The organism is Kineococcus rubinsiae, from assembly GCF_011839805.1.
In the GTDB taxonomy this organism is placed as follows: domain Bacteria; phylum Actinomycetota; class Actinomycetes; order Actinomycetales; family Kineococcaceae; genus Kineococcus; species Kineococcus rubinsiae.
On the sequence record NZ_VWPY01000009.1, the window covers coordinates 1 to 25,167 of the forward strand.

Annotated in this window: 21 protein-coding genes and 1 rRNA gene; 13 read left to right on the top strand and 9 right to left on the bottom strand. The window is 76.7% G+C overall.

The window, feature by feature from the left end; genetic code table 11:
* Positions 1-120: 120 nt before the first annotated feature.
* The 3 genes from rrf to F1544_RS07265 all read left to right on the top strand — a co-directional run bounded on the left by rrf (position 121) and on the right by F1544_RS07265 (position 3,499).
* Positions 121-237: ribosomal RNA gene (gene rrf, locus F1544_RS07255) — 5S ribosomal RNA — on the top strand.
* 1,864 nt (positions 238-2,101) lie between these two features.
* Positions 2,102-2,962 (top strand): tetratricopeptide repeat protein, encoded by an 861-nt coding sequence (locus tag F1544_RS07260; RefSeq protein ID WP_167583763.1) that lies wholly within the window; start codon positions 2,102-2,104, stop codon positions 2,960-2,962.
* 15 nt (positions 2,963-2,977) lie between these two features.
* Positions 2,978-3,499, top strand: a complete 522-nt coding sequence (locus tag F1544_RS07265; protein ID WP_167583765.1) for a DUF6912 family protein — start codon at positions 2,978-2,980, stop codon at positions 3,497-3,499.
* A 46-nt stretch (positions 3,500-3,545) separates the two neighbouring features.
* Here F1544_RS07265 and F1544_RS07270 read toward each other — a convergent pair whose 3' ends face one another.
* The 3 genes from F1544_RS07270 to F1544_RS07280 are packed head-to-tail and all read right to left on the bottom strand — an operon-like array spanning position 3,546 to position 4,613.
* Positions 3,546-4,040 (bottom strand): DUF2505 domain-containing protein, encoded by a 495-nt coding sequence (locus F1544_RS07270; protein ID WP_167583767.1) that lies wholly within the window; start codon positions 4,038-4,040, stop codon positions 3,546-3,548.
* A gap of 19 nt (positions 4,041-4,059) precedes the next feature.
* Positions 4,060-4,398, bottom strand: coding sequence for a hypothetical protein (locus tag F1544_RS07275; RefSeq protein ID WP_167583769.1), 339 nt, complete (start codon positions 4,396-4,398; stop codon positions 4,060-4,062).
* The gene (locus tag F1544_RS07280) at positions 4,395-4,613 is read right to left on the bottom strand and encodes a hypothetical protein (RefSeq protein ID WP_167583771.1); all 219 of its coding nucleotides are present in this window, start codon (positions 4,611-4,613) and stop codon (positions 4,395-4,397) included. Before F1544_RS07280 ends, F1544_RS07275 begins: the two co-directional genes overlap by 4 nt.
* A 102-nt stretch (positions 4,614-4,715) precedes the next feature.
* On the opposite strand from F1544_RS07280, the gene F1544_RS07285 reads away from it, so the two are divergent.
* Positions 4,716-9,641 carry an NAD-glutamate dehydrogenase gene (locus tag F1544_RS07285; RefSeq protein WP_167583773.1) on the top strand — a complete coding sequence of 1,642 codons (4,926 nt, stop codon included), beginning with the start codon at positions 4,716-4,718 and terminating at the stop codon, positions 9,639-9,641.
* Between the two features lie 27 nt (positions 9,642-9,668).
* Here F1544_RS07285 and F1544_RS07290 read toward each other — a convergent pair whose 3' ends face one another.
* Entirely contained in the window at positions 9,669-11,183 is a 1,515-nt protein-coding gene (locus tag F1544_RS07290) for an FGGY family carbohydrate kinase (protein WP_167583775.1), read from the bottom strand.
* A 190-nt stretch (positions 11,184-11,373) separates the two neighbouring features.
* Between F1544_RS07290 and F1544_RS07295 the strand changes: the two genes are divergently transcribed.
* Complete coding sequence (locus F1544_RS07295) at positions 11,374-12,882, top strand: sensor histidine kinase (RefSeq protein WP_167583920.1); 1,509 nt, start codon at positions 11,374-11,376, stop codon at positions 12,880-12,882.
* A 180-nt stretch (positions 12,883-13,062) separates the two neighbouring features.
* Here the strand turns inward: F1544_RS07295 and F1544_RS07300 are convergent, their stop codons facing one another.
* Positions 13,063-13,311 (bottom strand): WhiB family transcriptional regulator, encoded by a 249-nt coding sequence (locus F1544_RS07300; protein WP_167583777.1) that lies wholly within the window; start codon positions 13,309-13,311, stop codon positions 13,063-13,065.
* A gap of 339 nt (positions 13,312-13,650) precedes the next feature.
* On the opposite strand from F1544_RS07300, the gene F1544_RS07305 reads away from it, so the two are divergent.
* Positions 13,651-14,049, top strand: a complete 399-nt coding sequence (locus F1544_RS07305; RefSeq protein ID WP_167583779.1) for a hypothetical protein — start codon at positions 13,651-13,653, stop codon at positions 14,047-14,049.
* A 54-nt stretch (positions 14,050-14,103) separates the two neighbouring features.
* On the opposite strand, the gene F1544_RS07310 is transcribed toward F1544_RS07305, so the two are convergent.
* The 4 genes from F1544_RS07310 to F1544_RS07320 form a co-directional block, all read right to left on the bottom strand.
* Positions 14,104-14,991 (bottom strand): SigB/SigF/SigG family RNA polymerase sigma factor, encoded by an 888-nt coding sequence (locus tag F1544_RS07310; protein ID WP_308469926.1) that lies wholly within the window; start codon positions 14,989-14,991, stop codon positions 14,104-14,106.
* The gene (locus tag F1544_RS23400) at positions 14,988-15,425 is read right to left on the bottom strand and encodes an ATP-binding protein (protein ID WP_208971446.1); all 438 of its coding nucleotides are present in this window, start codon (positions 15,423-15,425) and stop codon (positions 14,988-14,990) included. Before F1544_RS23400 ends, F1544_RS07310 begins: the two co-directional genes overlap by 4 nt.
* 113 nt (positions 15,426-15,538) lie before the next feature.
* The gene (locus tag F1544_RS07315; protein WP_167583781.1) at positions 15,539-16,096 is read right to left on the bottom strand and encodes a GNAT family N-acetyltransferase; all 558 of its coding nucleotides are present in this window, start codon (positions 16,094-16,096) and stop codon (positions 15,539-15,541) included.
* A gap of 27 nt (positions 16,097-16,123) precedes the next feature.
* On the bottom strand, positions 16,124-20,329 hold the full coding sequence (locus F1544_RS07320; RefSeq protein WP_167583783.1) for an FtsK/SpoIIIE domain-containing protein: 4,206 nt from the start codon (positions 20,327-20,329) through the stop codon (positions 16,124-16,126).
* Positions 20,330-20,558: 229 nt separating this feature from the next.
* Here F1544_RS07320 and F1544_RS07325 point away from each other — a divergent pair, with 229 nt between their 5' ends.
* From F1544_RS07325 to F1544_RS07355, 7 genes are read left to right on the top strand one after another with little or no spacing between them, the layout of a single operon-like run.
* The gene (locus tag F1544_RS07325) at positions 20,559-21,797 is read left to right on the top strand and encodes a TadA family conjugal transfer-associated ATPase (protein WP_167583785.1); all 1,239 of its coding nucleotides are present in this window, start codon (positions 20,559-20,561) and stop codon (positions 21,795-21,797) included.
* Positions 21,794-22,648: a type II secretion system F family protein gene (locus F1544_RS26220; protein ID WP_167583786.1), complete on the top strand. Its 855-nt coding sequence runs from the start codon at positions 21,794-21,796 to the stop codon at positions 22,646-22,648. The genes F1544_RS07325 and F1544_RS26220 overlap by 4 nt, the downstream gene beginning before the upstream one ends.
* Complete coding sequence (locus tag F1544_RS26225; protein ID WP_167583788.1) at positions 22,645-23,526, top strand: type II secretion system F family protein; 882 nt, start codon at positions 22,645-22,647, stop codon at positions 23,524-23,526. The genes F1544_RS26220 and F1544_RS26225 overlap by 4 nt, the downstream gene beginning before the upstream one ends.
* A 56-nt stretch (positions 23,527-23,582) precedes the next feature.
* Positions 23,583-23,801: a hypothetical protein gene (locus F1544_RS07340; RefSeq protein ID WP_308469927.1), complete on the top strand. Its 219-nt coding sequence runs from the start codon at positions 23,583-23,585 to the stop codon at positions 23,799-23,801.
* Positions 23,798-24,208: a TadE family protein gene (locus F1544_RS07345; RefSeq protein WP_167583790.1), complete on the top strand. Its 411-nt coding sequence runs from the start codon at positions 23,798-23,800 to the stop codon at positions 24,206-24,208. The genes F1544_RS07340 and F1544_RS07345 overlap by 4 nt, the downstream gene beginning before the upstream one ends.
* Positions 24,205-24,681, top strand: a complete 477-nt coding sequence (locus tag F1544_RS07350) for a pilus assembly protein (RefSeq protein WP_167583792.1) — start codon at positions 24,205-24,207, stop codon at positions 24,679-24,681. Before F1544_RS07345 ends, F1544_RS07350 begins: the two co-directional genes overlap by 4 nt.
* A complete protein-coding gene (locus F1544_RS07355) occupies positions 24,678-25,142 on the top strand; it encodes a hypothetical protein (RefSeq protein WP_167583794.1) in 465 nt (154 codons plus the stop codon). The genes F1544_RS07350 and F1544_RS07355 overlap by 4 nt, the downstream gene beginning before the upstream one ends.
* Positions 25,143-25,167 lie beyond the last annotated feature (25 nt).

Here is a 25,167-nt window from a genome sequence, read left to right on the forward strand (position 1 = left end):
ATCAACTGTTGTTCGCGTCCACTGTGCGGTTCTCGGGATACAACCGAACCCACCCCAAGCACGACCCCTCGTGAGAGTGGTTGGTGTGGGGGTGTGGTGGTCGGATCCTGGTGTTTGTGGTCCGGTGGTCATAGCGGTGGGGAAACGCCCGGTCTCATTCCGAACCCGGAAGCTAAGCCTGCCAGCGCCGATGGTACTGCTCGGGAGACTGAGTGGGAGAGTAGGACGCCGCCGGACCGCTCAACGTGATGGTGGGGAGTCGATCTCTTCTCTACGAAGAGAACGGCTCCCCACTGTCGTATCCGGGCTCATCGAGCCCTCGGTGCCGCCGGCGCTCCAGCGCGCGGTGCCCTCATCTGAACAGTGACGACGAGGATCTCCTCCGGCATGCCGGCAGGGGTGACGGGAGTACGACATGGCTGAACGAGACGGGCAAGACCGCAACCGCAACGACCAGGGGTCGGGTGCGCGCGGCGGACCGAACCGCTTCCGCGGCAACGACTCCCGTGGTGGATCGAGCAGTGGCGCCTCTCGCGGGGCCGGCGGCTCCGCTCCTCGTCGTGACAGTCCTTCGGGCCGCCCCTACAGCGGTGGTCCCCGCCGCGAGTCCGCGGACCGAGCCCTGCAGCGCGACGGTCGCAGCGACCGGCCCGCGTCCCCCGCGCCCTGGCGCGAGCGCACCGACAGCGCCACCCGCTCGTCGGGTGCCGGGAGTGACGGTCGCCTCAGCGGTGCCACGCGTGATGCGGCCGGTGGCCGGCCCCCCCGTCGCAACGACTCCGCTGTCGCCGGCCGAGCGTTCAACGAGCGGGACGGTCAGCGCTCCGGCGGTTACCAGGGCTCCCGCTCGGGTGCCTCGCGTCCCTCGACCGGCGGCCGCGATGACCGCGCGCAGGGGGGTCAGCGCGGCTGGCCGTCCCGTGACGGCGGTGGTGGTCGACCCTCCGGTGCTCCGCGCACCGACCGTCCCTCCAGCGACCGTCCCCGCACGGACCGACCGTGGGAGAACCGTGGGGGTTCCGAGCGTCCCCGCACCGACCGTCCCTCCAGCGACCGTCCCGCGCGCAGCGACCGTCCGTGGGAGAACCGCGGTGGGTCTGACCGCCCTCGTACGGACCGTCCGTCCAGCGACCGTCCCCGCACGGATCGCCCGTGGGAGAACCGCGGCGGTTCCGACCGCCCGCGTACCGACCGTCCCTCCAACGACCGTCCCGCGCGCAGCGACCGTCCGTGGGAGAACGGCAGCGGATCGGACCGTCCGCGCACGGACCGTCCGTCCAGCGACCGTCCCCGTACGGACCGTCCGTGGGAGAACCGCGGTGGTTCCGACCGCCCGCGTACGGACCGTCCGTCCAGCGACCGTCCCGCGCGCAGCGACCGTCCGTGGGAGAACCGCAGCGGATCGGACCGTCCGCGCACGGACCGTCCGTCCAGCGACCGTCCCCGTACGGACCGTCCGTGGGAGAACCGCGGTGGTTCCGACCGGCCGCGTACGGACCGTCCGTCCAGCGACCGCCCGGTGCGCAGCGACCGTCCGTGGGAGAACCGCAGCGGGTCGGACCGTCCCCGCAGTGACCGTCCGTCCAGTGACCGTCCCCGCACGGATCGCCCGTGGGAGAACCGCGGGGGTTCCGACCGTCCGCGCACTGACCGTCCCTCCAACGACCGTCCGCGCACGGACCGTCCCTGGGAGAACCGCGGGGCGTCCGACCGTCCGCGTACCGACCGTTCCTCGAGCGACCGTCCGGCGCGCAGTGACCGTCCTTGGGAGAACCGCGGGGGGTCCGACCGTCCGCGTACCGACCGTCCTTCCAGCGACCGTCCCCGCACGGACCGCCCGTGGGAGAACCGCGGCGGTTCCGACCGTCCCCGCTCGGACCGTCCGTCCGGCGAGCACGCTCGCGGCGGCGACCGCCCTCGTGCGAGCACCGCGCGTCCGTGGGAGCGGAGCGGTGGTGCCGACCGGCGCGAGGACCGCGCCCCCCGGCACCGCGTCGACCGTCCCGTCGGTCCCGAGCTGCCCGAGGACGTCACCGGTCGCGAGCTCGCGCCGGACGTCCGCCGTGCGCTGCAGGGCCTGACCCCGGAGAACGCCAACGTCGTGGCGCGGCACCTCGTCATGAGCGGTCGGCTCGTCGACGTCGACCCCGAGGCCGCGTGGCAGCACGCCCTCGCAGCTCAGCGTCGCGGTGGCCGCGTCGCCGCGGTGCGCGAGGCGGCGGCGATCTCCGCCTACCGCGCGGGTCACTTCCAGGAGGCCCTCGGCGAGCTCCGCACCGCGCGGCGCATGACGGGTGACGACAGCTACCTCCCGCTCATGGCGGACAGCGAGCGCGGTCTCGGTCGTCCCGAGCGGGCGCTCGACCTCGCCGGGTCGCCTGAGGCCCGCCGCCTCGACGAGGCCGGCCGCGTGGAGATGCTCATCGTCGCCGCCGGCGCCCGGCACGACCTCGGCCAGCACGAGGCCGCCGTCGTCGCCCTCCAGGTCCCGCAGCTGCACACCGACAGCCGTGCGCCGTGGCGCGCGCGCCTCTGGTACGCCTACGCCGACGCGCTGGAGTCCGTGGGCCGCCTCGACGAGGCGCGCACCTGGCTCGAGCGGGCGGCCGACGCCGACCCCGAGGGTGAGACCGACGCCATGGAGCGGCTCGAGGAGCTCGACGGCATGGTCCTCGAGCTCGACGAGGACGGCTTCGACGACGAGCCCGAGGCACCCGCTGCCGACGCCTCGCGCGTCGAGCCTCCCCAGGAGGACGACGAGTCCGACGACGACGAGTCCGACGACGACGAGTCCGACGACGACGAGTCCGACGACGACGAGTCCGACGACGACGAGTCCGACGACGCGGACCCGGCAGACCCCGTCGACCCGGCGGATCCCGCTGACCCGGCGGATCCCGCCGACCCGGCGGATCCCGCCGACCCGGCGGACCCCGCCGACCCCGCCGATCCGGCCAACTGAGCAGGGGGACCGATCGTGCGCGTGTACTGGCCGACGACCCTCGGCGCTCTCTCGGCGCTCGAGGGTGACGTCCTCGCGAGCGGTCCGGTGCTCGCGCACGCGGTGACGCCCGCGCTGCGCGACTACTTCGCCGACGCGGACCCGCGCGACCTCGAGGAGGAGCTCGAGTTCATCGCCATGACCGACGCGGCCGAGGAGTCCCTGCGGCTCCTGGCCGCGGCGGGCGGGTCGGCGCGGCGCGTCGTCCTGGCGCTGGACGTGCCGGACCCGTCGGGTCCGGCACCGGAGCGGGGGGCGTGGTCGGGGCCCGGCCGCTCGCGCGTCGAGCTCGCCGGCGGCCTCCTGCTCAGCCAGCTCGTCAGCGTCCACGTCGACGCCGAGGAGGCCGAGGCCGACGTGCGGGCCGCGATCGCCGCACTGCCGGCCGCGGACGCGGGCGACGAGGACGCGCGGTTCACCGTCGAGTCCGTCGAGGGCCACGACCTGCTCTGGTACGACCAGAGCGAGCTGTCGCTGCTCATCGCGGTCGGCGGCTGACCCCCCGCCGACCCGACCGTCCCCGACCGGGCTCGCCCGCGGCGCCTCAGCCGCGGGCGAGCCAGGTCCGGCCCAGCTCGGCCTCCGAGCGCACCATCGAGGTGACGATCGGGCCGAGCGCCTTCTCGATCGTCGACCCCATCAGCGGGACCTTCGCCCGGAGCTGACCGTCGAGGACGTGGGTGCAACCGGTCGCGGTGGGGCGCAACGTCATCGTCCCCTCGAACGTCACCGGCACCCCCCGCACGGTGAGGACCGCGGTGCCGTTGCGGCTGCCGTCCGAGGCGGGCGCCGACCACTGCTCGACCTGCTCGACGACGACCGTGGCGCCCACGAAGCGGCGGGCCGCGTCCGGCATCGGCCCGGTGCTGATCGTGCGGCTGCTGACCATGCGCGCCGTGCCGTCGACCTCCGTCACGTCAGAGCTCTGCTCGAGCGCCCCGGACGCCGTGGCGCGCGCCTTCGCGAACTCCGGGTCGCTCATCACCGCGAAGAGCTCCTGCGGCGTGGCCGTGTACTGCGACTCCTCGTGGATCTGCACTGCTGGTCCTCCCTGTGCGTCAGCGCGCGGTGAGCGCGCCCGCCAGTCTCCCCAGCGGCTCGCGCAGCCGCTCGGCCAGGGTCGCCTCCACGGCGTCGGCCGCCGCGGGGTCCCGGCCGGCTGACGTCGCCGCGAGGTGCCGGACGTCGTCCACCGCGTCCAGCAGGGCGCCGGCCGCCGTGCGCAGCGCCGCCGCGATGTCGCGCGCGTCGGCGGCGAAGGCCTCGTCGACGGCCAGCGGTCCGGCGGCCTCCGCCGCCCGCTCGGCCGTCCGCGCCGCCGTCTGCAGGGCCGCCGCCAGGGCGCCGAGGCCCGCCGCGTCCCCTCCCGCGCTGCCGCGCAGGTCGACCACGCTCACCCCGGACGCCCCGGGACGGGCAGCCGGTCGGCCAGCGCGGCCAGCGCCCGCTGCGCGTCCACCCGCAGGTCGACGAGCGCGTCCGCGGTGCCGGGCCGGCGCGCGTCGGCGTGCGTGCCGGCCACCGCGTCGCCCGCGTCCAGCAGGTCCTCGCGCAGCCGGGACGCGGCGTCGTCCGCGATGGCGTCGTCGGCGGAGGGGCGGGAGGGCGGCACGGCGCCAACCCTAGGACCGCGGCCCCTCCGCGTCCCCCGGTGCAGGACCGCGGACGGGCTAGTGTCGGGACGGCAACCGCCCCGCCACTCCCGGAGCCAACGATGCCGACGTCCGCGTCCGAAGTTCGACCCCTCATGCGCTCGGCGAGCGCTGCGCGCGGAGCCGGCTGGGCGCAGGAGCTGCCCGACGCGCTGCAGCCCGACACGGCCGCGGAGCGCCTGCTGCTCGACTACTTCTCGCACACCGCCGTCGAGGACCTGGCCGACCGCGATCCGGGTGACCTCGCGCAGGCGGTGGCCTCCCACGTCGTCGCGGGGAGCCGGCGCCGGCCGGGCACGACCCTCGTGCGGGGTGTCGAGGGCGAGGCCTCCGGGGCCGGGGCGAGCCGCTCGACGCTCGAGGTCGTCACCGACGACATGCCCTTCCTCGTGGACAGCCTGACCGCGGCGCTCACCCGCGGTGGGCACGCCATCCACCTCCTGGTGCACCCGCGGCTGGCGGCGCGGCGCACCGACGACGGGGTGCTGCTCGACCTGCACGACGTCGACACCGCCGCCCCGAGCGACCTCGCCGAGTCGTGGATCCGCATCGAGGTGGACCGCGACGGCGGCCCGGAGGTCCTCGAGGCCCTGGTCGCGGAGCTCTCCTCGGTGCTGGAGGACGTGCGCGCGGCCGTGCGCGGCTGGCAGCCCATGCGCGCCAAGGCCCTGCAGATCGCCGACGAGCTGCAGGTCGACCCGCCGGCGGGCGTGGGCGACGACGAGCTGCGCACGGCGGAGCGGTTCCTGCGCTGGATGGCCGACGACCGCTTCACGTTCCTGGGCTACCGGGAGTACGACCTGCAGGCCGACGGCGACGACGTCGTGCTCGCGGCGCGTCCCGACACGGGTCTCGGCGTCCTCGCCGAGCGCCCCGGCCGGACGTCCGGGCGGCTGCGGCGGCTCTCAGGTCCCGTGCGGGAGAAGGCGAGCGAACCGCAGGTCCTGCTCGTGACCAAGGCCAACGCCCGCGCCACCGTGCACCGCCCCTCGTTCCTGGACTACGTCGGCGTCAAGACGTTCGACGCGTCCGGCCGCGTCACGGGGGAGCGGCGCTTCCTCGGGCTGTTCACGTCCAACGCCTACACCGAGAGCGTGCGGCGGGTCCCCGTCGTCGCCGAGAAGGTGGCGGAGGTGCTGCGGCGCGCCGGTTTCGGCTCGAGCGGGCACTCCGCCAAGGACCTGCTCAGCATCCTCGAGTGGTTCCCGCGCGACGAGCTGCTGCAGGCCGGCGTGGACTCGATCCTCGACACCGCGATGGCCGTCCTGCGCCTGCAGGAACGGCGTCGCACCCGGCTGTTCCTGCGCCAGGACGCCTACCGCCGCTTCATGTCCTGCCTCGTGTTCCTGCCCCGCGACCGCTACTCGACGCGGGTCGGCGCGGGCGTCGAGGCGCTGCTGCGCGACGCGTTCGACGGCGGTTCCGCCGAGAGCACGCTCGCGGTGACGGAGAGCGTCCTCGCCCGGCTGCACGTCGTCGTCCGCGCACGACCCGGCGAGGAGCTCACCGACGTCGACGCCGCCGAGCTGGAGGCCCGGGTCGCCGACGCCGTCCGCAGCTGGGACGACGACCTCCTCGACGCCGCGCGCGACCAGCTCGGTGCCGACGCGGGCGCGGCCCTGGCCCGCCGCTGGACCCGCGGCGTCCCCGGCAGCTACCGCGCCGACGTCCCGGCCGAGGTCGCCGTGGGCGACCTGGTCCGCGTCGAGCAGCTGCTGGCCCAGGTCGACGCCTCCGGCGACCCGTCCGCCGACCCGCCCCCGGTCCTCGCCCTGCGCGACGCCCCGGACGGCGAGGCCCGCACGTGGCGGCTGGCGTCGTACCGCACGAGCCCCGTGACGCTGAGCGCCGTCCTGCCCGTGCTGGCCGACCTCGGCGTGGAGGTGACCGACGAGCGCCCGCACGTCGTCGAGCGCGAGGACGGCCGGCGCGTCTGGATCTACGACGTCGGCCTGCGGCTGCCCGTCGACGTGTGGCACCTCGACGCCGACCCGGCCGCCGCGCGCGACCGCTTCTCCGAGGCGTTCGCGGCCGCGTGGACGCAGGACGCGGAGAGCGACAGCCTCGCCCGCCTCGTGCTCGCCGGGCAGCTCACGTGGCGCCAGGTCGCCGTGCTGCGCGCGCTGACGCGCTACCTGCGCCAGGTCGGGCTCGCCTACTCCGTCGACTACGTCTCCGGCTGCCTGCTCGCGAACGTCGCCCTGACCCGGCTGCTCGTCCGGCTCTTCGAGGCCCGCTTCGCCCCGACCCGCGCCGGGCACGAGACGGAGCGCGCGGAGACCGTCGACGCGCTCGTCGAGGAGACCCGGGGCGCGCTCGACGCCGTCGAGGGCCTGGACGCCGACCGCATCCTGCGGGCGCTGCTGTCCGTGGTGCTGGCGGTGCGGCGCACCAACGCCTACCAGAAGGACGCCGCGGGCCGCCCGCACCCGTACCTGTCGTTCAAGCTCGACCCGCGCGGCGTGGCGGGGATGCCGGACCCGGCGCCCCACGCCGAGGTCTGGGTCTACTCCCCGCGCGTGGAGGGCGTGCACCTGCGCTACGGCGAGGTGGCCCGCGGCGGGCTGCGCTGGTCGGACCGGCGCGAGGACTTCCGCACCGAGGTGCTCGGGCTGGTGAAGGCGCAGATCGTGAAGAACGCCGTCATCGTGCCGACGGGCGCCAAGGGGGGTTTCGTCGCCAAGCGGCTGCCGGACCCGGCCGTGGACCGCGACGCGTGGTGGGCCGAGGGGATCGCGAGCTACCGCACGTTCATCTCGGGCCTGCTCGACGTCACCGACGACCTGCGCACCGAGGGCGGCCGGCAGGTCACGGTGCCGCCGAAGGACGTGGTGCGCTACGACGGCGACGACTCCTACCTCGTCGTCGCCGCCGACAAGGGCACCGCGACGTTCTCCGACATCGCCAACGAGATCGCCGTCTCCCGGGGGTTCTGGCTCGGCGACGCGTTCGCGTCCGGGGGTTCTGTCGGCTACGACCACAAGGCCATGGGCATCACGGCCCGCGGGGCGTGGGAGAGCGTGCGGCGGCACTTCCGGGAACTCGGCCACGACGTGCAGACGGAGGCGACCACGGTCGTCGGCGTCGGCGACATGAGCGGCGACGTGTTCGGCAACGGGATGCTGCTCTCGCAGCAGATCCGCCTCGTCGCCGCCTTCGACCACCGGCACGTGTTCCTCGACCCGGACCCCGAACCCGTTGCGGCGCACGCCGAGCGGCTGCGGTTGTTCGGCCTGCCGCGCTCGTCCTGGAACGACTACGACGCCTCGCTCATCTCCGCGGGCGGCGGCGTGTACCCGCGCACGGCGAAGGCGATCCCCGTCAGTGCGCCGGTGGCGCAGCGGCTCGGGTTGCCGGGGCCCACGAGCCTCAGCCCCGTCGACCTCGTCCAGGCGATCCTGCGCGCCCCGGTCGACCTGTTCTGGAACGGCGGGATCGGGACCTACGTCAAGGCCTCGACCGAGTCGCACGCGGACGTCGGGGACAAGGCGAACGACCCGGTGCGCATCGACGGCGGGGAACTGCGCGTCCGCGTCGTCGGCGAGGGCGGGAACCTGGGCCTCACCCAGCGCGGGCGCATCGAGGCCGCGTTCGCGGGCGTGAAGCTGAACACCGACGCCATCGACAACTCGGCGGGCGTGGACTGCAGCGACCACGAGGTCAACATCAAGATCCTCCTGGACCACCTCGTCTCGCAGGGCCACCTCGACGCCGCCGACCGCGACGCGACGCTGCTGCGGATGACCGACGAGGTCGGCCGCCACGTCCTGCGGGACAACTACGAGCAGAACGTCCTGCTGTCGGTGGAGGGGACGTTCGCCACGGGCCTGCTGCCCGCGCACCGGCGCTTCCTCGAGGCGCTGCAGGCCTCCGGCCAGCTGGACCGCCGGCTCGAGGCGCTGCCGTCGTCGGCGGAGCTGGACCGCCGGGCCCGCGACGGGCGCGGGCTCACGATGCCGGAGCTCTCCGTCCTCGCCGCCTACGCCAAGATCTCGCTCGGGGCGGCCCTGCTCGCCAGCGGCCTGCCCGACGAGCTGTGGATGGCGCAGACGCTGCGCAGCTACTTCCCGGCGGAGCTCGCCGAGCGCTTCGGGGACAACTTCGTCGAGCACCCGCTGCGCCGCGAGATCGCCACCACCGTCGTCGTGAACCACGTCGTCGGCGTCGGCGGGCTGACGTTCGCGTTCCGCGCCGCGGAGGAGACCGGAAGCGACCTCGCCGACGTCGTGCGCGCGTTCGCCGTCACCCTCGCGGTGTTCGGCCTGCCCGAGCGGGCCGCCGCGGTGGAGGCCCTCGACGGCCGCGTCCCGGCCGAGGTCCAGTCGGGGGTGCGCCAGCAGCACCAGCGCCTCCTGGACCGCGGGGTGCGGTGGTTCCTGCACGCGCGGCCCGAGGGCATCGACGTGCCCACCGAGGTCGAGCGGTTCGCCGCCGTGGTCGCCGAGCTCGCGCCGCGGGTCCCGGAGCTGGCCGTGGGGGTCGACCGCGAGGTCGTGCTGCGCGAGGCCGCCGAGTACGAGGCGCAGGGCGTCGGGGCCGAGGAGGCGCTGCGCACCGCGGCGCTGCTGTCGGTCTACCCGCTGCTCGACGTCGCGGAGGTCGCGGCCGCCAGCGGGCGCGCCCCGGCCGACGTGGCCGCGACGTGGTTCACGATCTCCGAGCGCTACGGCATCGACTCGCTGCTCACGAGCATCTCGCGGCTGGAGCGCACCGACCGCTGGCAGGCCCTGGCCCGCGCCGCGCTGCGCGACGACCTGTACTCGGCGCTGCGCGACCTCACCGCGGCCGTGCACGCGCACGTCGCGGACGCCGGCGCCACGACGCCCTGGGACGCGGCGGCCGCCGTCGCCGCGTGGGAGGAGGCGCACGGCCCGGCGGTGCGCCGGGCCCGCTCCACGATGCAGGAGATCGAGGCGTCCGACCGCGCGGACCTCGCCTCCCTCTCGGTCGGCCTCCGGGTGCTGCGGACGGTGCTGCGCAACGGCTGACGGCGCGCGGCGGGGGTGCCGTGCGGCTCAGCCGTCCCCGCGCTCGCGCCGCCAGCGCGAGCGGGCCTCCGCCTGGTCGGCGAGGAACAGCGCGTGCGACTCGTCGGCCCGGCGGGCGAGCTCCGGGACCGGGTCGACGGTCTCGCCGAGCAGCGGCCACGCGGCCGCGTCGACGTCCGCGCCCGCTCCGGAGGCGGCCAGCCCGGCGAGCACCGCGCCGCGCGCCCCGACCTGGGCGGTCGAGGCGATCCGCAGCGGCCGGCCCAGCGTGCTGGCGATGATCTGCAGCCACGTGCGGCTGCGGACCCCGCCGCCGCACACGACCACCTCGCCCGTGGCGCCCAGGGCCTCCAGGCACTGCCGGGCCGTGTGCGCGAGGCTCTCGCACACCGCGCGCAGGACGTCGGCGGGTGTCGTGGTGAGCGACACCCCCAGCAGCTGACCGGTGGCGGCGGTGTCGACGAAGGGCGCGCGCTCGCCCGACGGTGACAGGTGGGGAAGGACGCGCACCCCGCCGCTGCCGCCGGCCGACTGCCGCAGCAGCGGGTCCAGGTCCTCGTGGCCGAGGCGCAGCAGCTGCAGCGCCCAGTCCAGCGTCGGGGTGCCGACCATGGCGGGCAGCATCCGCGACCAGCCCTGCGGCGTGGGGGTGCGCACCAGCATCCCGCCGCGGTCGAGCGCGGCGCCCGCGGCCACCCGCGCCGGCCCCGAGCACGCCAGGGCCGTGCCGAGCACCAGGACCGCGTCGCCGGGCCGCACGAGGCCCGCGCCGACCTCGCAGGCGGGGATGTCGAACGGGCCCGCCGTCACCGGCGTGCCGGACGGCAGACCGAAGCGCTGCGCCGCAGCGGGACCGGAGCTCGCGCACGGCACCGGGGCCGTCACGGGGGCCAGGAGACCGGCCCGGTGCTCCAGGCCGCACAGCCGCAGCAGCCGGGGGTCGTACCCCGTCGCGAGCCCGTCCGTCGCGCCGTCCTCCGTGCCGTCCCCGGGAGGGCGCCCGAAGACCGCGGACGCGTCCGAGACGTCGGTGCAGCGCTCACCCGTGAGGGCCTGGAACACCACGTCCTTGGCGTAGGCGGCGGTCGTGGCGCGGTCGAGCGTGCCCGGGTCGTGCTCGTCGAGCCACGCGAGCAGGCACGCCTGGACGCCGGGGAAGACGGACGTGCCCGTGGACCGGGCGAGGCGGTCCGCCGTGCCGTCCTCCTGCCAGCGCCGCACGACGGCGGCGGAGCGGCCGTCCATCCACGTGATGCCCGGCGCCACGGGACGCCCGTCCGCGTCCACGAGCCAGCAGCCGTCGCCCTGCCCGGTCACGGACACCAGGGCGACCTCGCCGTCGACGGCGGACGTCAGCTGCCGAAGGACCGAGGCCACGGCCGCCACGACCGCTCCCGTGTCCTGCTCGGCGTGCTGCGGCCGCGGACGCTCCAGCGGCACGCGGTCGGACCGCACGCCCACCTCGCGGCCGCGCTCGTCCAGCGCGACGGCCTTGACGACCGACGTGCCCACGTCGACCCCGACGAACAGCCGGCGGGCCATCTCAGGCGCCGCCCGGGCGTGCGGCGGGCCGCCGCCGACGGCGGTCCCGCTGCGCGGCCCAGGACATGCGGGGGATCTTGTCACCCGCTCCGGGCCGCCCGTCCGGAGTCCCCGCCGGGCGGCTCCGCGGCCCGACGCGGGCGGGCGTCCCGTCCCGCGGCCCGGCCCGTAGTCTCTGCAGGTGCCCACCATGGCTGACCTGCTGCACTCGGAGACCCGCACGGGTGCGCCCGAGGCGGAGTGGCTGCGCCTGCTGGTGGGCGACTGGCAGCTCATCTCCGACCTGTCCTTCGCCGACCTCGTGCTGTGGGTGCCGTCCCACGACCGCCAGCACTTCGTGGCCGTGGCGCACTGCCGGCCCACCACGGGCCCGACCGTGCACTACGACGACGTCGTCGGGGCCGTCCTGGAGCGGGGCCGGCGCGCGCAGGTCGACACCACCTTCGACGAGGCGCGCAGCCTGCGCGGACGCGACCCGGAGTGGGACGACGACGTCCCCGTGCGCGAGGAGACGATTCCCGTGGTGCGCGAGGGCGTCGTGCTCGGCGTCCTGGCCCGCCACACCAACCTGGCCACGTCGCGGACGCCGAGCCGGCTGGAGCTCAACTACGTCAAGTGCGCCGACGACCTGACCCGGATGATCGCGGCCGGTGACTTCCCCCAGGTCTCCGCGCCCACCGGTCCCCGCCGCGGGGCGCCCCGCGTGGGCGACGGGATGCTGCGCCTGGACGCGGACGGCGTCGTCACCTACGCCAGCCCCAACGCGCTGTCGGCCTTCCACCGCGCCGGGCTCATCGGGGAGCTGGTCGGGGCGAACCTCGCGGAGGTGTCCTCGAGCCTCGCGGCCAGCCACCTGCCCGTGGACGAGTCGCTGCCGCTGGTCGTCACCGGCCGGGCGCCGTGGCGCACGGACCTGGAGACGGACGCCGCGACGCTGTCGATGCGGGCGATCCCGCTGACGCGCCGCGAGGCGGGCGGCCCGCCGGTGCGGGTGGCGGCGCTGCTGCTGGTCCGCGACGTCTCGGAGCTGCGCCGTCGCGAGCGCGAGCTCATGACGAAGGACGCCACGATCCGCGAGGTCCACCACCGGGTGAAGAACAACCTGCAGACCGTCGCGGCGCTGCTGCGCCTGCAGGCCCGCCGGATCGAGTCGCCCGAGGGCCGCTCCGCCCTGCAGGAGGCCATGCGCCGGGTCGCGACCATCGCCCTGGTGCACGAGACGCTGTCGCAGGGCATCGACGAGCACGTCGACTTCGACCAGGTGCTCGACCGGTGCCTGATGCTCGCGGCCGAGGTCGCGATGGCGAACTCCGAGCGCGTGCGCACGGTGCGCGAGGGCAAGTTCGGGGAGCTGCGCCAGGAGGACGCCACGGCGCTAGCACTGGTGCTCACCGAGCTCGTGACCAACGCCGTCGAGCACGGCTTCGGCGGCGGCCGCGCCGGCACCGTGGTCGTGCGGGTCGAGCACCCCGAGGAGGACCGGTTGGAGGTCGTCGTCAGCGACGACGGTGTCGGCCTGCCCGACGACTTCCAGGCCGGCAGCTCGGGGCTCGGGACGCAGATCGTGCGCTCGCTGGTGGCCGGGGAGCTGCGCGGTCGGATGGACTTCGGCGCCAGCTCCACGGGGGGAACGGAGGTCCGCCTGGACCTGCGGGTGCGCCGGGGACCCGCGTCCATCGGCAGCGTCCGGACGCCCTGAGCCGTGCCGACCGCGACGGGCGCGCCTGGTCGGGACGAGAGGTGCCCGGACGTGCCGATCGCCCCGAGCCGCGGGAGCGGACGGGGCGATCAGGTCGTGCGGTGGAGCCCGCACCCGCGGGGGGTGCGAGGAGAGGTCGTCGCGGAGCTGCTGCCCCGCAACGGACCTCGAGGTGCTGCGTCAGCTCGCGCGGCGGGCGCGGGCAGCGCGGCGCTTGAGGGCGCGGCGCTCGTCTTCCGACATGCCGCCCCAGACGCCGGCGTCCTGGCCGGTCTCCAGCGCCCACTTGAGGCAGGAGTCGACCACGTCGCAGCGACGGCAGACAGCCTTGGCCTCCTCGATCTGGAGGATGGCCGGCCCGGTGTTCCCGATGGGGAAGAACAGCTCGGGGTCTTCGTCGAGGCAGGCGGATCGGTGGCGCCAGTCCATGGGGTGTTCACTCCTTCTAGCGGTAGCGGTCTCAGTGCGCGTGACAGACCCGCGGGGACGGGCTGCCACACTGATCCCTGAGCACCGGCTGCGCCGGCGGTGCCGGGACGCACGTCCCCAGGACGAGGAAGCTGTTCCTGGGGCTGACGTGCGTCGGGGATCGCGTCGAACCCAGGGTCACACTCTCAAGCGCGTCCCACAAGGGGTGGGCCGCGCTAGGTCGTGGGGAGATCGTGTCGGGTTCGTCACATGGTCGTAACACGCAGGACCCCTCCCGGCAATCCCGGAGCTGACCCCCAGTCGGGGGACAGCCTGTCGTGGTGGTCGTACCGTGCTCCCGTGCCGTCCAAGCCTGAGGCCTCCGGCCACCGCCCGCCACTGCTGGTCGCCGTCGCCGCGCTCGTCGCGCTGGAGTCCCTGACCCTGGTCGCCGCCGCCGCCTACGAGGTCGAGGGGCTCCTCGCGGGGAAGGAGGCCGTCGACCCGGTGGCCGCCGGCGCCCTCGCCGCGGTCGCCCTCCTGCTCGCCGCCGGGCTGGCCCTCTGCGCCCGGGGCCTGCTGCGCGGGGCGGCGTGGTCGCGCTCACCGGTCATCGTGTGGCAGCTGCTCCAGCTCGCCGCCGGGCTGCCCGCCTTCAGCGGCGGCAGCGCCTGGCTCGGCGTGCTGATCGGCCTGCCGCCCGTCCTCGTGCTCGTCGGGCTGTTCCTGCGGCCGGTCGCCGCCGCGACCTCCCGCTGACCCGGCAGCTCCGCTGGACCGGCACCTCCTGCTGAACCGCCGGGGCGCAGCGGGTCAGCCGTCCTCCTCGCCCAGGGCCTCGCGCAGCTCGGCGAGCGTCCGCGCCAGCAACCGGGAGACGTGCATCTGCGAGATGCCCACCTCCGCCGCGATCTGCGCCTGCGACATGCCGCGCACGAAGCGGAGCGCGAGGATGCGGCGCTCGCGGGGGGCCAGCGAGACCAGCAGCGGGCGCAGCGCCTCGCGGTTCTCGACGTTGAGCAGCCGGTCGTCCAGGCTGCCCAGCGACGCCACCGGCGACGTGGGGGACCCGGTGTCCAGCGGCAGCGTCGTGTAGGCGTTCGCCGACTCCAGGACCTCCACGACCTCGTCGGCCTCGCGGCCCGTGCGGGCCGCCAGCTCCGCGACGGTCGGGGCCCGGCCCAGCTCGTGCGTCAGCGCCTCGCGGGCGTCGGCGAGGCTGCGTCCCGCCTCCTGCCAGCGCCGCGGCACGCGCATCGCCCAGCCGCGGTCGCGGAAGTGCCGCTTGATCTCCCCGAGCATCGTCGGGACGGCGTAGGCGCCGAACGGCACGCCGCGCTCCGGGTCGAAGCGGTCGACGGCCTTCAGCAGCCCGATCGTGGCGACCTGCACCAGGTCGTCGTGCGGTTCCCCGCGGCCCAGGAAGCGCGCCGCTAGGTGCTCGGCCAGGGGGAGGTGGCGGTGGACCAGCTCGTCGCGCAGCGCGCGGCGGTCGGGGGAGCCCTCCGGCAGGCTGGCCAGGCGCGCCAGCAGCGGGGCCGGGTCGTCGTCGGGCGCGGGCCGTGCCGCCGGCGGGGAGGTGCGCTCCGCGACCCGCTCCTCGCCCGGACCGCCCTGCTGCTGCTCGCCGGGGCGCGCCGGGCGCCCGCCGGGGCCGTCGCCGTCGGACGCCGTGCGCGTCGTCGGCGCGTCGGCGTTCACCGGACCCCCGCGGCGGATCCCGTCGTCGTCCCGGCGGTGCGGGTGTGGCGCAGCACGATCCACGCGCCCTCGGTGGACGTGCCCGTGAAGACCTCGCCGACCAGGGCCTCCAGGACGGCCCACGCGAAGCTCGAGCGCTCGGGCAGCTCCCGGGCCGGCCCGCGGACCTCGACCTCCAGGCTGCCCTCGCCGAGGCGGAAGGTGGCGACGAGGTCCTGGTCGGTCGCGGCCGGGTCCAGCAGCAGCGTGCAGGCCTCGTCCACCGCGATCCGCAGGTCCTCGATCTCGTCGAGCGTGAGGTCGAGCCGGGCGGCCAGTCCGGCGCTCGCGGTGCGCACCACGGTGAGGTAGGCCGGGTCGGCCGGGACGCGCAGCTCCACCAGGTCGGTACCGGCCTCGGCGTGCGCGGTTCCGTGGGCGAGGGGGGTCGACACGTGAGGGTCCTCTCGGGTGCTCCGGCAGGTCCGGGCCGGTGGTGGTGGTGGGGCGTCCGTCGTGCTGTGAGCAGCTTGGCAGACGCGGAGCGTCCCCCGCGCGTGACGGTGGGTCACATGGTGGTCAGGTCCGCCAACCCGGCGCCGTCGAGGCGCCACACCGTCCACTCGTCCTGCGGGGCCGCGCCCAGCGAGCGGTAGAAGGCGTGCGCCGAGGTGTTCCAGTCCAGCACCCACCACTCGAGCCTCCCGAACCCGCGCTCGTGGCACAGCCGGCCCATCTCGGCGAAGAAGGCCCGGCCGATGCCGAGGCGACGGTGCTCGGGGCGGACGAAGAGGTCCTCCAGCCACATCCCCGCCCGCCCCTGCCACGTCGAGAAGGTGGTGTACCACAACGCCATCCCCGCCACCTCCGGACCGGTGGGGGTGTCCACCTCGGCGAGCAGGCAGCCCACCCCGGTGCCGCCTGCGAGGGCGCGGTCGAAGTCCCCGGCGGTCGCGGTGGCCGCGTCCGGCTCCTCCTCGTAGGCCGCGAGCTCGCGCACCAGCGCGGCGATGACCGCGCCGTCTCCGGGACCGGCCGTGCGCAGCCGGAACGTCGGCGTCGTCGCGGGTGGCGTGGACGACGGCGTGGACGACGGCGGGGGAGGAGTCGGTGCCGTGGAGGACATGCGTCCACGGTAGGGGCGCCGGGGTCCTCAGCCGAGGGGTGCGGGCGCCGCGACCCGGACCGCCGTCCAGGTGCCGTCGACGACCAGGAACCCCGCTCCCGGCCCGGGGGCGGGCGACAGGACCGGGCGACGGCCCAGCAGGTCCGCCGGGACCGTGCCGCCACGTCCCAGCAGCAGGACGGTGCGGGCGCTGCGCAGGGCGGCGGGCAGCCCGCGGAAGCTGCCCGCCAGCTCCGTCCCGTCGGCGCTCGCGACGATCCGCAGTGCCGCACCCGTGGCCGCGCGACGGAGCAGGACCTCCTCGACCGGGGTGTCCAGGAGCCGCAGGACGTCGTCGACCAGCACCACCGTGCCGGGCTCGGCGCCGAGCCGCTGCGCGAGGTCCGCGCCGTCGCCCGGGCCCAGCACCGGCACGCCGAGCCCCTGTCGCGCAGCGGGATCCGCCGTCACGAGGACGGCCCGCCCGCGCAGACCGAGGGCGAGGGTGCGCAGCGCGGTGCTGCGTCCGCTGCCGGGCGGCCCGGCGACGACCACGGTCCCGTCCACCGGCAGCCCCACCTCGGTCGCGTCGTCGCCGCCGACTCCGAGGGGCACCAGGACGCCCGCGGGGTCCGCCGTGAGGCCGGCGAGGGCGACGGCGTCGGGCAGGGGGTCCACGCGGGCCCGCCAGGTGCGCGGCGGGCCGGGTCGCTCGGTGGGCGGGCTCGCGGCTCCCGGTGTGGGCAGGGCGACCTGCACCTCCTGAGCGACGCCGTCGCGCACCAGCAGGCCGCGCCCCGCAGGTGCCTGCCGCGGCACGTCGCGGGCGCGCAGGCCGAGCAGGGCCGCGTCGGCGCGGTCGGCCAGCCGCAGCAGGAGGACGTCCGCGGCGGCCGCGGCGACCGGCGACGTGAGCAGGCCCCGGTCGCCCGTCAGGACGACGCGCACGCCGGCGGCGGACCCCTCGCGCAGGAGCCGTTGCAGCGCATCCACTCCCGCGCCCAGGTCCACCTGCGCCAGCGCGGCGGCCCACCCGTCCCAGCCGTCCACGAGCAGCACCAGGTACGGCTCGGCGGCGTCGCCGGCGGCCCCCGCAGCGGCGCGGGCCCGCTGCTCGGCCAGGTCCCCGGCGCCCGTGCGGGCGAAGGCCGTCCGGCGGCGGTCCACCTCCTCCTGCAGCCGGGTCAGCAGCCGCCCCGCCCGCCACAGCTCCCCGCGCCCGACGACGGACCCCACGTGCGGGTACCGGGCCAGGTCACCCAGCGTCCCGCCGCCGTCGAGGACATGGACCTCGGAGACCTCCGCCGCGGCCGCGGCGAGGGTGCGCAGCACGGTGCTGCGGCCGCTGCGCACCGTGCCGACGACGAGGAGGTGGCCGCCGGCGGCGAGGTCCCAAGCCGCGCGGGCACGACGCTGCTCGTCAGGCAGGTCGCGCAGGCCCCAGGTCAGCACGGCGCCGGGGTCGCGGGGTGACGCGACGTCCGCCGGAACTCCCACGAGGTCGCGGCTCGCCACGGACGACGGCAGGGCGGGCCACCACGGGCGCGGCGGCGCGGGCCGGCCTCGGCGACGAGCGGCGTCGTCGATCGTGGCGAGCAGGCCCGGCAGGTCGTCGACGGGGGCGGGTCCGTGCGGCCGCGCGGCGCCGGACCCGACCCGGCGCACCCGCGGACCGGTCCGAAGCCGCGTCCAGCTCAGCGTGGCCGCCTGGAACGTCTCGAGACCGGACGTGCCGCGCCGCAGGGCGGCCCGCCCGGGCACGCGGTCGCTGAAGCGCGCCGGAGCGGGGTCGCCCACGACGTCCTCGGCGTCGGCGCGGTCCTGCACCCGCAGCGCGATCCGCAGGTTCGTGTTCGCGCGGATCTCCGGACTCACCACCCCCGAGGGTCGCTGGGTCGCCAGGACGAGGTGGATGCCCAGCGAGCGCCCGACGACCGCCAGCCGCACCAGCCCGGCGACGAAGTCGGGCAGCTCCTCGGCCAGCACCCGGAACTCGTCCACGACCACCACCAGGCGCGGCAGGCCGAGGCGCGACGCCTCCGCCGCGGACAGCCCGGCGACGTCGGGCGCCCCGGCCCGCCGCAGGACGGCCTCGCGCCGCCGCACCTCCGCCTGCAGGCTGCGCAGCGCGCGCGCCGCGAGCTGGTCGTCGAGGTCGGTGACGAGCCCGGCGACGTGGGGGAGCCCGGCGCAGCCCGCGAAGGCCGCACCGCCCTTGTAGTCCACGAGCACGAGCTGCAGCGCGTCCGGCGGGGCGCCCGCGGCGAGGCTCACGACGAGCGCCTGCAGGAGCACCGACTTGCCCGAGCCGGTCGTGCCCGCGACGAGGGTGTGCGGGCCGTCGGTGGCCAGGTCCACGACGCAGGGACCGCTGCCGGCGCGGCCCAGCACGGCCCGGGTCGCGGACCCGCTTTCCGCCCACGCCGCCGCGAGCGCCGCGGCGTCCGTCGCGGCCGCCGGCAGCAGGTCGAGGAGCCGGCAGCTCCCCGGCAGGTCGGCGCCCCCGGGCACCGGGGTGGCGTCGCGGAGGGGGGCCAGGGCGCGCGCCACGTCCTCGGCCCACGCCGCCCCCGTCCCGTCGGGGCGCAGCGGGTGCTCGCCGCCCGCGTCGAGGAGCACGGCGTCCGCCGCGCCGTCCCGCCCGTGGAGGAGGACGGCCCCGCACTCGGCCGGCAGGCGGCTGTGCGTCGCGTCGAGGCAGACGGTGTGGATCCCCGCTGCGGGACCGTCGCGCAGCAGCTCGGCGAGCTCGGGCAGGCCGCGCAGCGCGTGCGCCCCGTCCACGACGAGGACGACGTGCCGTGCCGGTGCGCCGGGTCGGTCCGCGACGCGTCCACGCAGCTCTCGCACGAGCGCGCCCAGCAGCCGCGGTGCGTCCTCGCGACCTGCGACGGCGGGAACGCCCTCGACCGTCCTCGTGTGCGGCAACCAGGTCGCCCACGTCCAGGCCGCGGACCCGCTCGTCGAGCAGACCACCGCGACGGACGTCGTCTGCGGGGACTGCCACGCGGCGACCTGCGCGAGCACGGCCCGGGCGCCGGCGAGGACCGCGGGGCGGGGGCCGGCGAGGCCCAGGACGCCGACCTCGCGGAGACGGACCACGAGGGGGACGTCGTCGAGGCGCGCACCCGGTGGCGCGTCGCCGGTGGTCTCGGCGGTGACGCTGCCCGGCGGCTGGCCTTCGACGCGGCTGCTCGTGGCCTCGACCTCCCCGAGACCGACCCGGAGCACGAGGTGGTCGGGGTCCCCGGGACCGCGCTCGAAGACGCGCGTCCCGCGCTGGACGACCTCGGCGAGCAGCGCCGCCGGGTCGGGCGCGTCCTCGTGCCGCCGCGCGTGCTCGGTCGTCAGCGCGGCGCGGTGCCGCCGCAGGACGTCGTCGCGCCCGGCCGCCTCCGCGGCCCGCCGCCGGGCCTCGTCGTCGCCCGTGCGGCGCCGCTCGCTCCACCACTGCCCCAGGACCAGCACGGGGGTCGCGAGGCCGAGCAGCAGCGACAGCGGCTTCCACAGCACGGCGAGGACGCCCGCGACGGCGAGGGGGACGAGCAGGGCCAGCACGGGCAGGCGCGACGGCGCGCGCGGCGGGTCCGTGCCGGGCCACGGCAGCCGCTGCACGGGGAGCTCGGGACGCAGCCGCGGCGAGCGGTTCAGCAGGAGGTGACCGGCGCCGTCGGCGCGCACGGCGGCCGGCTGCGGCGGGAGCGGGTCGACGTGCAGCACCGAGTCGCCCACCGCCAGCCGCTGCCCGGGCGCGACGTCGACTCCCGTGGCCACGGCCGTCCGGGCGCCACCGCCCAGGAGCGCGGTGCCGTTGGTCGACCCGAGGTCGCGCACGTGGTGCCCGCCGGCCCCGTCGAGCCGGAGGGTGGCGTGCTCGCGGGAGAGAGCCGGGTCGGCCAGGGCCGTGCCCCCCGCGGCGCCGGCGCGCCGGCCGACGAGGTGCTCGCCGAGCGGCAGGTCGAGGTGCGCGCCGGCGTCGGGACCGCCCGCGACGTGGACGCGCACGGTGGGCGCGGGGGCCACCGCGGGCGTGGAAGCGCCCACGCCCACGTGCAGGACGGCGCCCCGCAGCAGCGGTGGGAGGCCGAGCGCAGCCGTGTCCGCGACGGCGACACCGCCCACGCGGGGCACGGCCGCCCACGGCCCCGTGATCGCCTCGATCTCCGCCCGGACGTCGCGCAGCGGGGTTCCCGGGGCGACGTCGAGCTCGACGTCGACGGGGGAGTCGACGACGACGGTCAGGCGGAGCAGCACCCGCGCAGGCTGGCAGGGCGGAGCTGACGCACGGAGCGCTCGTCCACAGGCTCGTCCGTCCACAGGCCGGCTCGTCCGCGAGGTCGGTCCGGCGCCGCGGGGTCCCCAGGTGGGGCCTGACGGAGTTGTCCACATCACCCGAACGCCGAGGCCTCCGCTCCCCCTAGCGTCGCTGCCCCCGGGGACGTCCGTCCGCGGACGGACGTCGGGCAGCGGGGGAGGTGGCGCGGTGGACGCCGCACGGCTGGTCGAGGCGGACGTGCGCGAGGAGCTGCGCCGCCGGATCTCCGCGGGCCGCTCCCGGGGTTCGGAGGCCGAGGTCCGCGCCCTGGTGGACCGCGCGGTCGTCGACTACGACCTCCGCTCGCTGGACGGGTCGCTGCCGGACCTGCGCGACCGTGCCGCCGTGACCCGCGCGGTGGTCGCCGCCGTGTCGGGCTACGGCCCGCTGCAGCGCTACTTCGACGACCCGGACGTCGAGGAGATCTGGATCAACGAACCCGGCAAGGTGTTCGTCGCGCGCGGTGGGGTCTCGGAGCTCACGACGACGATCCTCGACGCCGAGACCGTCGCGGACCTGGTCGAGCGCATGCTCGCCTCCACCGGCCGGCGGGTCGACCTCTCCAGCCCCTTCGTGGACGCCTCGCTGCCCGACGGTTCGCGCCTGCACGTCGTCATCCCGGACGTGACCCGCCGGCACTGGGCCGTGAACGTGCGCCGCTTCGTCGCGCGGGCCCGCCGCCTCGAGGACCTCGTCGGGCTCGGCTCGCTGAGCGCCCCCGCCGCCGCGTTCCTCGCCGCCTCGGTCGCCGCCGGGCTGAACGTGCTCGTCTCCGGCGGGACGCAGGCCGGGAAGACGACGCTCCTGAACTGCCTGCTGGCGGCCGTGCCGCCGCAGCAGCGGATCATCACGTGCGAGGAGGTCTTCGAGATCCAGGCCCCGGCGCGCGACCTGGTGGCCCTGCAGTGCCGGCAGCCGAACCTCGAGGGCACGGGCGAGATCCCGTTGCGGCGCCTGGTGAAGGAGGCGCTGCGGATGCGCCCCGACCGCCTCGTGGTGGGGGAGGTGCGCCAGGCGGAGAGCCTCGACCTGCTCATCGCGCTGAACTCCGGCCTGCCAGGGATGGCGACTATCCACGCGAACTCCGCGGCCGACGCCGTCGCGAAGCTCTGCACGCTGCCGCTGCTGGCGGGCGACAACGTCACGAGCGCCTTCGTGGTGCCGGCGGTCGCGTCGTCGGTCGACCTGGTGGTGCACGTGGACCTCGACGCGGACGGCACCCGCCGCGTGGCCGAGGTGCTCGCCGTGCCCGGCCGCGTCGAGGGCGGCGTCGTCGAGACCGTGAGCGTCTACGGGCGCGAGGCGGGCGGGACCCGGCTGGTGCGCGGCAGCGGGTGGCCGCCGCACCGGGAGCGCTACGCCCGCGCCGGGACCGACCTCACCCGACTGCTGGGGACGGCGGCGTGAGCGGCACCGTCGTCGGCGCCGTGTTCGGCTGCGGCGTGTTCTGCGTCTGGTGGTCGTGCTGGCCGCGCCCCGCCCGCCCGGTGCGCGAGCGCCGGCACCGCGTCGCGGACCTGCTGCGGCACGCGGGGTTCCCGGCGGTCCCGCCGGTCGTGCTGCCGCTCGCGTCGGTCCTCCTCGCGCTCCTCGCCTTCGTCGCAACGGCCGCGGTGAGCGGGGTGGTGGTCCTCGGGCTCTGCGCCGCGGTGGCCGCGGCGTGGGCTCCGGCCGCCCTGCTGCGCCGGCGCGCGGCCGTGCGCACGAGCGCCCGCTCCGCGCAGTGGCCGGACGTCGTGGACCAGCTGGCCTCGTCGGTGCGCGCGGGGATGTCGCTGCCGGACGGGGTCTGCGCGCTGGCCCAGCGCGGCCCGGAGCTCCTGCGCCCAGAGTTCGCCGTCTTCGCGGCGGGCTACCGCGCCTCGGGGAACTTCGAGGGGGAGCTGCGGGCGCTCGCGGGCCGGCTCGCGGACCCCGTCTTCGACCGCCTGGCCGCCGCGCTGCGGATGACCCGGCAGGTCGGCGGCAGCGACCTCGGCCGCACGCTGCGCACCCTCTCCGGCTACCTGCGCGAGGACGCGCGGACCCGCGGGGAGCTCCTGGCGCGGCAGAGCTGGACGGTCTCCGCCGCGCGCCTCGCCGTCGCCGCCCCCTGGATCGTGCTGGCCCTGCTCGCGAGCCGCCCCGGGGCGCTGGACGCGTACTCCACGGCCACCGGGGCGTTCGTCCTGCTCGGCGGCGGCGCCGCGTCCGCGCTGGCCTACCGGCTGATGCTGCACTGGGCCCGGCTGCCGCAACCCAGGCGGGTGTTCGCGTGACGGGCGTCGGGGCGGGTCTCGGCCTCGTCGGCGGCCTCGGCCTCCTCCTGGTCCTCCTGCGGCTGCCGTGGTGGCGCCGCCTCGACCTCGCCGACCGCGTCGGGCCGTACCTCGCCGACGCGCCCCCCGCGCCGGAGGGAGCGGCGCGGCGCCTCCTGGCCTCGGCGGCCGGCACCCTCGGCGGCTGGCTGGGTTCCTCCGCGGCGGTGCGGCAGCGCCTGCAGGTCCTCGACCCCGACCGGGAGGTGCCGCAGTTCCGCGCGGAGCAGGTGCTGTGGGCCCTGGCGGGGGCCGCGGCGGCCGGCGGTGGGGTCGCCGCCCTCGCGGTGCGGCAGGCCTTCTCGCCCCTGGGTGCCTTCGGCCTGCTGGTGGCGGGCGCGCTTGCGGGCGCCCTCGCCCGCGACCACCTGCTGGGCGTGCAGGTGCGGCGCCGCCGTCAGCAGCTGCTCGCGGAGTTCCCCGTCGTGGCGGAACTGCTGGCCCTCTCGGTCGGGGCGGGGGAGAACGTCGTCGCCGCCCTCGAGCGCGTGGCGACCGGAGACGGTGCGCTGTGCGCCGACCTGCGGCGCGCCCTCGCCGACGTCCGCACCGGGACCGGCGTGGTCACCGCCCTCGAAGCGTTGGCGGCCCGGACCCAGGTGCCCGAGCTGGGCCGGTTCGTCGACGGCATGGCCGTCGCCATCGACCGCGGCACCCCGCTCGCCGACGTGCTGCGCGCGCAGGCCGCGGACGCGCGGGAGGACGACCGCCGCCGGCTGCTCGAGGCGGGCGGCCGCAAGGAGGTCCTCATGATGGTCCCGGTCGTCTTCGTGGTCCTGCCCGTCACCGTGGTGTTCGCGGTGTTCCCCGGACTCGCGGTGCTGCAGGTGGGCCCGTGACGAGACCCGTCCCCCCGCGAACCCCGAACCCGACCCGACCTCCAGGAGAACCTCCCGTGAACCGCTGCGTCCTCGCCCTGCACCTGTTCCTGCGCAACGCCACCGCCGGCGCGCGCGCCCGCCGCCTCGACGGCGGGGACCGGGGCGACGTCCCCGGCTGGGTGCTCGTCACCCTCATGACCGCCGGGCTCGTCGTAGGGCTGTGGGCCGTGGCGGGGCCGCGGTTCGAGGCGCTGTTCACCCAGGCGATGGACACGGTCGTCGGGCAGTTGTGAGCGCGCCGCGCGACGACCGGAGCGGACGGAGGGCGGCCGGCGACGAGGGGTCGGCCGTCGCCGAGTTCGCCGGCGTGGCGGGGCTGCTGTCGCTGCTGTTCGTCGCCGTCCTGCAGCTCGGCCTGGTGCTGCACGTGCGCTCGACGGCCGTGGACTGCGCGGGAGAGGGGGCCCGCGCCGCAGCGCTGGCGGGTGGTTCCCCCGCCGCGGGGGTTGAGCGCACGCGGGAACTGCTGAGCGCCTCGCTGTCGCCGCGCTACGCCGCCGACGTGACGGCCCGCGTCGTCGACGTCGAGGGCGCCCCGGTGGTCGAGGTGCGCGTGCGGGCCCCGCTGCCCCTGGTCGCGCTGTTCGGCCCCGCCCGCGGGCTCGACGTCCGCGGCCACGCGCTGCAGGAAACGGCGTGAACCCGGACGGAGCGAGCTCCGACGCCCGGCGGGCGAGACGCCACCGCGACGAGGGCAGCGCGTCCGTGGAGTTCCTGGCCGTCGGGGTCCTGCTGCTCGTGCCGCTGCTGTACCTCGTGCTGTGCCTGGGCCGGGTGCAGGCGGCCACGTTCGCCGCGGAGGCCGGCGCGCGGGAGGCGTCGCGGGTCCTCGCGACCACGGCGGGGCAGGACCTCGCGACCCGGCGGGCCGAGGCCGACGTCGCCCTCGCCCTGGGCGACCAGGGGTTCCCCGCGTCGCCGGGTTCCCTCGTCCTGGACTGCGAGGCGTCGCCGTGCCGCACGCCCGACGCTGAGATCGCCGCGACGGTGTCGGTCGACGTCCCACTGCCCCTGGTCCCGGGCTTCCTCGCCCGCGCCGTGCCGACGAGCGTGCACGTCGACGTACGGCGCGTCGCGGTCGCCGACCGGTTCGCCGCGGTGGGGACCCCGTGACGCGGGCGGCCCGTCCCGGAGCGGACGACGACGGCCGGATCGCCCTGCTGTCGCTGGTGTTCGCGCTGGTCGCGACCCTCCTCGTCCTCGTCGTGGTGAGCGCGTCGGCGGTCCACCTGCAGCGCAAGCGGCTCTACGCGGTCGCCGACGCGGCGGCGGCGGACGCGGCCGACGCCGTCGACGAGCGCCGCTATTACGCGGTCGGCGGCGGCCTCGTGGACGGTGCCGTCCCCCTCACGGACGCCTCGGTGCGGGCGAGCGTCCTGGCCTACCTGGCCGGGAGCGACCCCGGCGTGGCCGGGGTGGCGGTCGACCCGGCCACCGGGAGCCCGGACGGGCGGACCGCGGAGGTCGTCCTGACCGCGACCCTCCTCCCGCCGTTCGCGGCGTTCGTCCCCGGCCGCTTCGCCGCGGGCGTCCCCGCGCGGGCGACGAGCCGTGCGACCGCGCTGCTGCGCTGACCCGGTCGCCCCGCAACCGGCCGGG